10 protein-coding genes are annotated in these 9,052 nt (G+C 69.1%); 7 read left to right on the plus strand and 3 right to left on the minus strand.

Annotated elements, in window-relative coordinates; all coding sequences use genetic code 11:
* Positions 1-117: 117 nt before the first annotated feature.
* The 7 genes from VXC91_RS39380 to VXC91_RS39410 all read left to right on the plus strand — a co-directional run bounded on the left by VXC91_RS39380 (position 118) and on the right by VXC91_RS39410 (position 6,317).
* Positions 118-474: a hypothetical protein gene (locus tag VXC91_RS39380; RefSeq protein ID WP_329512166.1), complete on the plus strand. Its 357-nt coding sequence runs from the start codon at positions 118-120 to the stop codon at positions 472-474.
* Positions 471-878 carry a transposase gene (locus VXC91_RS39385; protein WP_329512167.1) on the plus strand — a complete coding sequence of 136 codons (408 nt, stop codon included), beginning with the start codon at positions 471-473 and terminating at the stop codon, positions 876-878. Before VXC91_RS39380 ends, VXC91_RS39385 begins: the two co-directional genes overlap by 4 nt.
* Before the next feature lie 218 nt (positions 879-1,096).
* On the plus strand, positions 1,097-1,633 hold the full coding sequence (locus VXC91_RS39390; protein WP_329512168.1) for a hypothetical protein: 537 nt from the start codon (positions 1,097-1,099) through the stop codon (positions 1,631-1,633).
* 8 nt (positions 1,634-1,641) lie between these two features.
* Entirely contained in the window at positions 1,642-2,205 is a 564-nt protein-coding gene (locus VXC91_RS39395; protein ID WP_329512169.1) for a hypothetical protein, read from the plus strand.
* A gap of 69 nt (positions 2,206-2,274) precedes the next feature.
* Complete coding sequence (locus VXC91_RS39400; RefSeq protein ID WP_329512170.1) at positions 2,275-3,177, plus strand: DUF5134 domain-containing protein; 903 nt, start codon at positions 2,275-2,277, stop codon at positions 3,175-3,177.
* Positions 3,178-3,625: 448 nt separating this feature from the next.
* On the plus strand, positions 3,626-3,922 hold the full coding sequence (locus VXC91_RS39405) for a heavy-metal-associated domain-containing protein (protein ID WP_329512171.1): 297 nt from the start codon (positions 3,626-3,628) through the stop codon (positions 3,920-3,922).
* A gap of 112 nt (positions 3,923-4,034) precedes the next feature.
* Positions 4,035-6,317 carry a heavy metal translocating P-type ATPase gene (locus VXC91_RS39410; RefSeq protein WP_329512172.1) on the plus strand — a complete coding sequence of 761 codons (2,283 nt, stop codon included), beginning with the start codon at positions 4,035-4,037 and terminating at the stop codon, positions 6,315-6,317.
* Positions 6,318-6,973: 656 nt separating this feature from the next.
* On the opposite strand, the gene VXC91_RS39415 is transcribed toward VXC91_RS39410, so the two are convergent.
* From VXC91_RS39415 to VXC91_RS39425, 3 genes are read right to left on the minus strand one after another with little or no spacing between them, the layout of a single operon-like run.
* Positions 6,974-7,882 (minus strand): M56 family metallopeptidase, encoded by a 909-nt coding sequence (locus VXC91_RS39415; protein WP_329512173.1) that lies wholly within the window; start codon positions 7,880-7,882, stop codon positions 6,974-6,976.
* Positions 7,879-8,247: a BlaI/MecI/CopY family transcriptional regulator gene (locus VXC91_RS39420; RefSeq protein WP_329512174.1), complete on the minus strand. Its 369-nt coding sequence runs from the start codon at positions 8,245-8,247 to the stop codon at positions 7,879-7,881. Before VXC91_RS39420 ends, VXC91_RS39415 begins: the two co-directional genes overlap by 4 nt.
* A complete protein-coding gene (locus VXC91_RS39425; RefSeq protein ID WP_329512175.1) occupies positions 8,231-8,788 on the minus strand; it encodes a hypothetical protein in 558 nt (185 codons plus the stop codon). The genes VXC91_RS39420 and VXC91_RS39425 overlap by 17 nt, the downstream gene beginning before the upstream one ends.
* Between the last annotated feature and the right edge of the window lie 264 nt (positions 8,789-9,052).

Genomic DNA, 9,052 nt, shown 5'->3' on the forward strand with positions numbered 1-9,052 from the left:
TAAGCCCACAGAGGGCCGGTGGTCACGCTTCCCGGATCAGCGACGCCTCGGTCACAAACGAACCGTCCACCTCTGCTGACCGCGCGTGGGATCACCGATACCGTCTCCGCGTCCACGGTGCGCCGCTGGCTGCGCGAGGACGCGCTCAAGCCCTGGCAGTACCGGTCCTGGATCTACATCCGCGATCCGGACTTCCGTGCCAAGGCCCAGCGAGCCCTGGACCTCTACGCCCGCACGTTCGATGGTGTCGCGCTGGGCCCGGACGAGTACGTCCTGTCCAGCGACGAGAAGACTTCCGTCCAGGCCCGCTGCCGCTGCCATCCGACCCTGGCCCCGGGCCGGGCCCGGGCGATGCGCGTCAACCACGAGTACGGCCGCGGCGGCGCGCTGGCCTACCTGGCCGCCTACGACGTCCACCGCGCGAAGGTCTTCGGCCGCTGCGAGCCGAAGACCGGCATCGTCCCCTTCTCATGAACCTGGTCACCCAGGCCATGACAACCGAGCCCTACACGAACGCCAGACGCGTCTTCTGGATCGTCGATAACGGCTCCTCCCACCGGGGGAAGAAGGCCATAGACCGTCTGACCAAGGCGTTTCCGAATGCGGTCATGGTCCACACCCCCGTGCATGCCTCCTGGACGAACCAGATCGAGTCCTTCTTCTCCATCGTCCAGCGCAAGGTTGTCCGACCCAACGACTTCACCGACGTGACCCAGGTCCGGAACCGGCTCCGAGCATTCGAAGGCCGTTACAACGCCACGGCACAGCCGTTCCAGTGGAGGTTCACCACCTCCGACCTGGACGATCTGCTGGCCCGGCTCGACCGACACACACCCGCCGACCGACAAGAAGAATCCTCCGTCGCCCTGGCAGTCTGATCAACCCCCGAAGGATTTCCGGAGCTGACCACTTAGTGATCACAAAGAGCGGGCTGCCGGGAGTCAGCAGTCAGTGCCAAACCACCCGCCCTCATGCGAACGACGAACTCAACGGATTCGGCTGAGGCGAGACTTCGACCCCGCCGGTTCCTTCATACCCCTAGGGGGTATATGGCCGGAGAGGTTACGGCACTTCTCAGCGAAGAGGGGGCACAGGTATGCGCTGGCTGCTGGCAGCGCTGACGAGCGGCGCACTCGCGCTGTTCAGCACCTACTGGGACGACTCGCTGCACACGGATGTCGGGCGTGACACCTGCCGAGCCCTGGTGCTGGGCGCGGCGTTGGTGCCGGTCATGGAGTACGACTCGGACGTTCCCCAGTTCTCGGCGCTCTGGTATCTACCGATCGTCAGCGCCGGTGTGACCCTGGCCGTGATGGTGATCCGCCGCTTCGACCCACGCCCGGGCGCCGTCTTCGGCGCCGCCCTGCTGGTCACTGCGGTCAGGCTGCTGACGGTCGCCTTCTTGGCCCTGCTCGGCCATTCCACGCCGATCGTCCCGCCGGTACTCTTGGTGACGGCTGCCGTCGACCTCGTCCACCTCTGGCGCCCCTCGCCGTGGTGGCTGGCCCTCGTCGCGCCGGCGGCCGTGCACGCGACGTACGTGCCGCTGCTTCCGGTCGTGCCGCACGGCACGGCCGTTCCGCCGATCAGGTCGTTCCCTCACTGCTGTTGGCCCTTCCCGGTTCGACTCTGATGGTCCTGGTGTCCGATGGCGTGCCGCACGTCTGGCGTCGCGGACTACAGGCCGCGGCTGTCGCCTCGGTACTCCTGCTCGCTCTCCCTCTCCTCACCGCGACCCGCGCCCTCGCCCACGACCCAGGGCAGGGCACTGACGTGGGCCAGGCGCGATGGATGGCGTTCGTCGGGGAGCACGAGGTCGATGTCACGCTCACGACGGACGATCCGGCCCTGCACCCCGTAGAGTTGGTCGCTCGCCGCGCCGGAGAGAAGGCGACTGGTCGGCTCACACCCGTCTCCGAGGGCACCGAGCACGGCCGGATCAAACTGCACGCCGAGGGCCGCTGGTTCCTGTACGCGACGTTCAAGGACACCCGGAACCGGACGGCGGAAAGTTGGGTCGCCGTCCAGCAGGGCGCCGGTCGGAATGTGTCCGAGACCCGGCCGGTGTACCTGCCGCTCGCACAGACGTATGGAGCCGGCCGGACCGCCGCGACGGTGGTCCTGTACGGCATGGCCGCGGCCGTCCTCGTCGCCGTGGCCCGGTCCTGCCGCGGCCGTCGCGTCCCGCAGCCCCAGCAGAGCTGACGGAAGCGCGGAATCCCACCCGTCACCTGAACACCTCCCGAACCCCAAACGTACTAAGGGAACTAGCAGTTGACGGACCGTACGGGATCGATCGGGAAGGTGACGATGGGAAGCGCGGCACTCAGTTGGTCCATCGCGGCGGTCGCCGCTCTGGTGGCCGCCGTCAGCGCGGTCCGGGTGGTGACCACCAGCGGCGAGACACGCTTCGCAGCGGGCGGCGAACTGCTCATGGGCCTGTGCATGGCCCTTATGGCCCTGCCCGCGACCATCGCCTGGTACGCGGACTACGGCATGTGGTGGACGGCGGTGTTCACTCTGCTTGGGCTCGGCGGCGTGGCGCTGGCGGTCAAGCACACACGCACGTGCGGGTGGAAGCACGGCCGCCACTGGGTGCACCTCATCGTCGGCAGCTCCGGCATGGTGATCATGACGCTCGCGATGACCACCACCTCGTCCGGTCCCGTCCTCGCGCTCGGGTCCTCCATGGCCAACATGCCCGGCATGGAGGACATGGCAAGCACAGCGAGCAGCGGCAGCATGGCCGGGATGCGTTCCATGGAGCGGATGGAGGGAATGGGGTCGATGCCCGGGATGAACATGCCGGGCATGACCGACACGGCGGCCAACATCGGTGCCTCCGAGGACTCGGGTTCCATGTGGCGCATCGTGATCGCGGCGCTCGCCATGTACTTCCTGCTGTCGATCGCCGCCTCCGTGTGGGTACGGGTACGCGGCACGGACAAGAACCTCGCCGCGGGCCGGAACTGGGGGCGCTGGCTGCTTGCCGTCCCGGACACACTGGTCGTGTTCCTGGCGTCGCTGACGCTCTCCGTGTGGGACAAGGCCCGGGCGGGCGAAGGGACCCGTCGTGGCCGCCGCCGCAAGGTCGGCGCCGAGCCGAACGCCGCCCTCGCGGCACACATCGGCATGGGCGCGACCATGTCCGGGATGCTGCTGATGATGGCCGCCTGATGGCAGCCGGACCAGCCCGGCTCCAACAGGTGCGGGCCTCCTCGAGTGCCTCGGGCGGCATCCGCGACGTGCGCGGATGCCGCCCAAGGACTCACCGTCGAGCGCCGTCAGGCGACGGGTACGGCCGGGACGGAGACGCCCGCCCGGGTCCCGACGCGGGCCGCCAGCACCCCGAGGAGGCCGAAGCCCGCCCCCGTCTTCGGCGGTTGCCGAGACGCGCGCCGGCGCAGGCCTGGTCGTCTGTCCCCTGCGCGACGGAAGTTGTCGTCGCAGGTCGCGACGCGTACTAAGCACCATAGTGAGCGAGGGGCGGGGTCGACCAGAGCCATGTGGGCGGCATTAGAGGTAGGCGTATACCCCCAGGGGGTATAGTGTTGTTGTCGTCGGAACGGGTCACCACATCGGCCCCAGGACCGGCCCCACGCATCCACACCCTGAGGAAGAAACCATGACCGAACAGACGAACTCCAGCTCTTGCTGCGGCGGCTCCGGCGGTTCCTGCGGCTCGGGCGCCGCCGATGTTCAGGGCATCGGCATCACCACCGTCTACAAGGTGTCGGGCATGACCTGCGGCCACTGCGAAAGCTCGGTCTCGAAGGAGATAGGCGCACTGGACGGCGTCACCTCCGTCACGGCTGTCGCCAAGACCGGCGAGGTCACCGTCACCTCCGCCGCCCCGCTCGACGAGGCGGCCGTGCGCGCCGCCGTCGACGAGGCCGGCTACGAGCTCGTCGGCCAGGCCTGACGGCACCTCCGGGGTTCCCTGCCCCGCCATCACGCGATTCACCTCCCACGTCGGGACGTACCGCTCCGCTGATACGGATGCCGTGCGTCCCGGCCTCCTTCAGGAGACACGCATGACCAGCACGGCACCCGAGACGACGCTCAGCACTACGGCCCCTGCCCCCGCCTCCGACGTCGAGCTCGCCATCGGCGGCATGACCTGCGCCTCGTGCGCGGCCCGCATCGAGAAGAAGCTCAACCGCATGGACGGCGTCACCGCCACGGTCAACTACGCAACGGAGAAGGCGAAGGTCACCTACGGGCCGAGCGTCGAGGTCGCCGACCTCATCGCCACCGTGGTGAAGACCGGCTACACGGCCGAGGAACCGCCGCCGCGCGCTCCCCTGGCCGACGACACCGCCGAGACCGAGGCCGCCCCGGCAGCGGATGGCGAGCTGCTCTCCCTCCGCCAGCGCCTGCTCGTCTCACTCGTCCTGTCCGTGCCCGTCATCCTGATGGCGATGGTTCCGGCCCTGCAGTTCGACAACTGGCAGTGGCTGTCGCTCACTTTGGCCGCCCCCGTCGTCGTCTGGGGCGCCCTCCCCTTCCACAGGGTCGCGTTCACCAATGCCCGGCACGGCGCGGCGACCATGGACACCCTGGTGTCGATCGGCACGCTCGCCGCGTTCGGCTGGTCGCTGTGGGCGCTGTTCTTCGGGCATGCGGGCATGCCGGGCATGCGGCACGGCTTCGACCTCACCGTCTCCCGCGCTGACGGCTCCTCCGCCATCTACCTGGAGGCTGCGGCCGGCGTGACCGCGTTCATCCTCGCCGGGCGCTATCTGGAAGCGAAGTCCAAGCGCAAGGCAGGCGCGGCCCTGCGGGCGCTGCTGGAGCTCGGCGCCAAGGACGTCTCCGTGCTGCGCGGCGGCAACGAAATACGCATCCCCGTCGCCCAGTTGGCGGTCGGCGATCGGTTCGTCGTCCGGCCCGGAGAGAAGGTCGCCACCGACGGCACCGTCGTCGAGGGCACCTCGGCCGTGGACGTGTCCATGCTGACCGGCGAGTCCGTACCCGTCGACGTGACCGTCGGCGACGCGGTCACCGGCGCCACGGTCAACGCCGGCGGCCGGCTCGTCGTGGAGGCGACCCGCGTCGGCGCGGACACCCGGCTCGCACGGATGGCCAAGCTGGTCGAGGACGCACAGAACGGCAAAGCAGCCGTACAGCGGCTGGCCGACCGGATCTCGTCGGTCTTCGTGCCCGCAGTCATCCTCATCGCCCTCGGCACCCTGCTGACCTGGCTGTTCATCACCGGCGACGCGACCGCCGCGTTCACCGCAGCCGTCGCGGTGCTCATCATCGCCTGCCCGTGCGCGCTGGGTCTGGCCACGCCGACCGCGCTGATGGTCGGCACCGGGCGCGGCGCCCAGCTCGGCATCCTCATCAAGGGCCCGGAGGTCCTGGAGTCCACCCGGCGCGTCGACACCGTCGTCCTGGACAAGACCGGGACCGTGACGACCGGCCGGATGACCCTCCAGGACGTGTACGTCGCCAAAGGCATGACCGAGAGCGAACTGCTATGGGTGGTCGGCGCGTTGGAGCACGCCTCCGAGCACCCCATCGCGCAGGCGATCGCCGCCGGGGCGATCGAGCGGGTCGGGCACCTGCCGGTTCCCGAGAACTTCGAGAATGTCGCCGGTCTTGGCGTCCAGGGCATCGTCGACGGGCACGCGGTGCTCGTCGGACGCGAAAAGCTCCTGAAGGAGTGGGCCATCGAGCTGCCCCGCGAGCTGGCCGAAGCCAAGGCTGCCGCCGAGGCCGAGGGCCGTACGGCAGTCGCCGTCGCCTGGGACGGCCACGCACGTGGTGTGCTCACGGTCGCCGACGCGATCAAGGAGACCAGCGCCGAGGCGGTCGCCGAGCTGCGCCGGCTGGGCCTGCGGCCCGTCCTCCTGACCGGTGACAACCAACTCGTCGCCGAGTCCGTGGCCCGGGCCGTCGGCATCGACGAGGTGATCGCCGAGGTCCTGCCCCAGGACAAGGTGGACGTGGTCAAGCGACTGCAGGTCGAGGGCCGTACGGTCGCGATGGTCGGCGACGGCGTCAACGACGCGGCCGCCCTGGCCACCGCCGACCTGGGCCTGGCCATGGGCACCGGCACGGACGCGGCGATCGAGGCGGGCGACCTGACCCTCGTACGAGGCGACTTGCGCGTGGCCGCGGACGCGATCCGCCTGTCCCGCAAGACCCTGGCCACCATCAAGGGCAACCTGTTCTGGGCCTTCGGCTACAACGTCGCAGCCCTGCCCCTCGCCGCGGCCGGCATGCTCAACCCGATGATCGCGGGTGCCGCGATGGCCTTCTCCTCGGTCTTCGTCGTGACCAACAGCCTTCGGCTGCGGTCCTTCAAGTAACCACGAACGGCGATGAGGGAGGCACCCGCCAAGCCGGGTGCCTCCCATCGTCCGTCGAATCAACCACCCAGCGTGTTCAGAAAGCGCCACACCTCGGCGTCGGTCAGCGGCGAGGGGATCCAACTCGTCATCCTCGTCGGGGCTTGGTCAGTGGCCGAACGGCCCCATGTGCTCCTCAGGGATGGCACCGAGTACGCCCGGTCCCTTCGTATGGTGCGGCAGCATCGGGACCACCCCTCCTCTCCGATCCCGGCCTGCGCCAGCACTTCGTTCTTCGTGCTGTCCTCGATCTGCTCAACGAGCGCGCCGGTCACCTCGTTGGCCGTGCCGCCGAGGACTTGCTGGGTTCGCCGACGCGTCGCTGCAGGCCCTGACACGGATCTGGCCCGACACGCTGCGGCGTCGGCCCGGCCGGTCCTGATCGTACTCATCTGGCAAGGGGTTACCGGTCGCATCCACTAGATAGCTAAGGAACTTAGCAGTAATCTCTTGTGCGACAACTCGAAGCCAGGAGTCCCTGTTCGGGCGTCGACTCCCCCGGCGTTCAGCAGGAAGGCGGACCAGCGTTCCCGGTGTGAGGTGTTCGTGCTGTGTCGCAACCACAGCCGCGCAGAGATGCGCAACCGTTAAAGGGGATAGTGCGGGTCCTGTAGGAGTCAGGGCCCGCACGCCACCAGCAGGGGAAGCAGTGGAGCCGCGACGCTCGCCGCCACGATGCCCAGCCAGGCCGCGCGGTGGGGACGTGGTTGCGGGGTGAGGACGCGCATGAGCCGGATGAGAACCCCCGATCCACCGGCACCCAGAGCCGCTTGCGGCGCCCTGCCGGCCGCGACCTCGCACATCGCAGTGGCCAGCACTTCGGGGGCGTAGAACCGCAGGGCGCGGTCGTCAGCGATCATCTCCAGCAGCAGGTTCGTCTGCTCCTTGCCATACCGGGCGAGCGGAAGTCCGCGGAAGGCTCGTGAGAACGCGTCGACGAGGATCTTCAGCAAGTGGTGCCTACCCGTGACATGGGCACGTTCGTGCTCCAGTACGGCCCGCAGCTGCTCCTCGGTCAGGGCGTCCAGCGCGCCACGGGTGACGACGATGTGGGAGCCGGGTCCCGACAGGCAGTAGATGGCCGGGGTGTCGTAATCGACGATCGTGGCGCCGTACTCGGGCGCAGGTTCGCCGACGAGCGTGAGCATGCCCAGCTGACGGCCGCGAGCACGTCGAGCCCGCCACGTGCAGCGGACCAGCCAGCCGACCGGCAGCAGGAGCACTGCGATGGGGGCAGCGATCACCAGCGCGTCACCGAAGGTGGGCGGCGCGTTGCCGTGCGACGCGTCGGCGGCCAGTCCGCACGCGGTGAGCAACCCGACCAGTCCGTCGTGCATGTGCTGCTCGGTCATCACCAGGTGGTGCACGGCGAGGGCGGTGGCGACGACGAACGTGACCATGAGGCCCTGCCACGCCAACACAGCGACGGCCGGCGCGCGGTGCGCCCACCGGGCGCGGGCCAGCAGGGGCGGCACCGCGGCACCCACCAGGACCGCGTACCCGGCCAGCCCCACTGCTGTGATCATGCGCTACTCCGCCTCTTCACGGCTCGGAGCGCCGAGCGTAGCGCGTCCGCTTCCTCGGTACTCATCTGTCCCACGAAACTGGCCAGCGCGCCCGCCGGGTCCGGGTTGTCGTCGAGAGCGTCCTGCATCAGCGTCGCCGTGTACTGCTGACGCGTACACGTGGGCGCGTAGGCCCAGGCCCGGCCCTCCTTGTGCCGCGTGAGCATGCCCTTGTGGTACAGGATGTCGGCGACGGTCTTGACCGTGCTGTAGGCGAGGCGACGCTGCTTGTTTATGTCCGTCAGCACATCGCGCGCGCTGGCCGGACGTCCCCAGGCCCACAGGCGGTACATGATCTCCGCCTCCAGCTCACCCAGCTGACGCACGACCGCTCCCTTCACCCCCGGGCCGCGACCCTCCAGGCACCAGTGCACTGTTATCGTAGGCTTCGGGGCTCGGACGACCTCCGAGGTCGTACGCGGAAGGCGTACTCGGCACCGGGCAGGCGTCGGCCATACGCAGGCGGCGTACGAGCGCGTGCACGAGCAGTGCCATCGAGGCGACCGCGAGGAAGGGCTGCGCCGGGGCCCAGTACAAGAGGGCACCACTGACCCCGATGGCCAGGACCACCAGCTTGTTGCAGATCGGACAACCCACGGCGAAGGCGGACAGCAGCCCGGCCACAACAGCGCGGCGCGAACACGGCCCGCTGTCTTTCACCGCGGAGGGCTGCCCGACGCAGGTCGCCACCAGCAGACCCATGAGCAGCGAGGACACCGCCCAGACCGGATAGTTCCACCACAGCACGGGGGTCATCCGGGCGTAGAAGGGCGTGGGCACGACTTCGGTCGGCACGCCGATCGCGACACCGGCGACGAGGGCCACGGCCACCGCCGCCGCCCACTGACGTGGCGTCCATGTACGCATACGCCCGCCTCTCCGCTATGGCGTGAATACCAAACAGCTTAGTAGTGCAGCGGACGAAAGGGGAACAGCGGACACTCGACCCGCCAGCAGGACACCCGCTTCCGCTTCGGTACTGTCGGGGGCTGGGACCCTCAGCAGCCGGACAGGAGACTCCGCGAACGTGAGCCGACGCGTACGAACAGGAGGTGCCCTCGGGCACCTGCTGCTCGTCGTCGTGCTCGCGGTCAGTGTCTTCGTCATGCACACCGTGGAACACCTTGCCGA

The sequence above is a fragment of the Streptomyces chiangmaiensis genome, assembly GCF_036281785.1.
GTDB classification, from domain to species: domain Bacteria; phylum Actinomycetota; class Actinomycetes; order Streptomycetales; family Streptomycetaceae; genus Streptomyces; species Streptomyces chiangmaiensis.

What these genes read in the sequence shown, in the direction of transcription:
- VXC91_RS39385 (WP_329512167.1), top strand. Translation starts at nt 471, where the DNA reads ATGAACCTGGTCACCCAGGCCATGACAACCGAGCCCTACACGAACGCC.
- VXC91_RS39390 (WP_329512168.1), top strand. Translation starts at nt 1,097, where the DNA reads ATGCGCTGGCTGCTGGCAGCGCTGACGAGCGGCGCACTCGCGCTGTTC.
- VXC91_RS39405 (WP_329512171.1), top strand. Translation starts at nt 3,626, where the DNA reads ATGACCGAACAGACGAACTCCAGCTCTTGCTGCGGCGGCTCCGGCGGT.
- VXC91_RS39410 (WP_329512172.1), top strand. Translation starts at nt 4,035, where the DNA reads ATGACCAGCACGGCACCCGAGACGACGCTCAGCACTACGGCCCCTGCC.
- VXC91_RS39415 (WP_329512173.1), bottom strand. Translation starts at nt 7,882, where the DNA reads ATGATCACAGCAGTGGGGCTGGCCGGGTACGCGGTCCTGGTGGGTGCC.
- VXC91_RS39425 (WP_329512175.1), bottom strand. Translation starts at nt 8,788, where the DNA reads ATGCGTACATGGACGCCACGTCAGTGGGCGGCGGCGGTGGCCGTGGCC.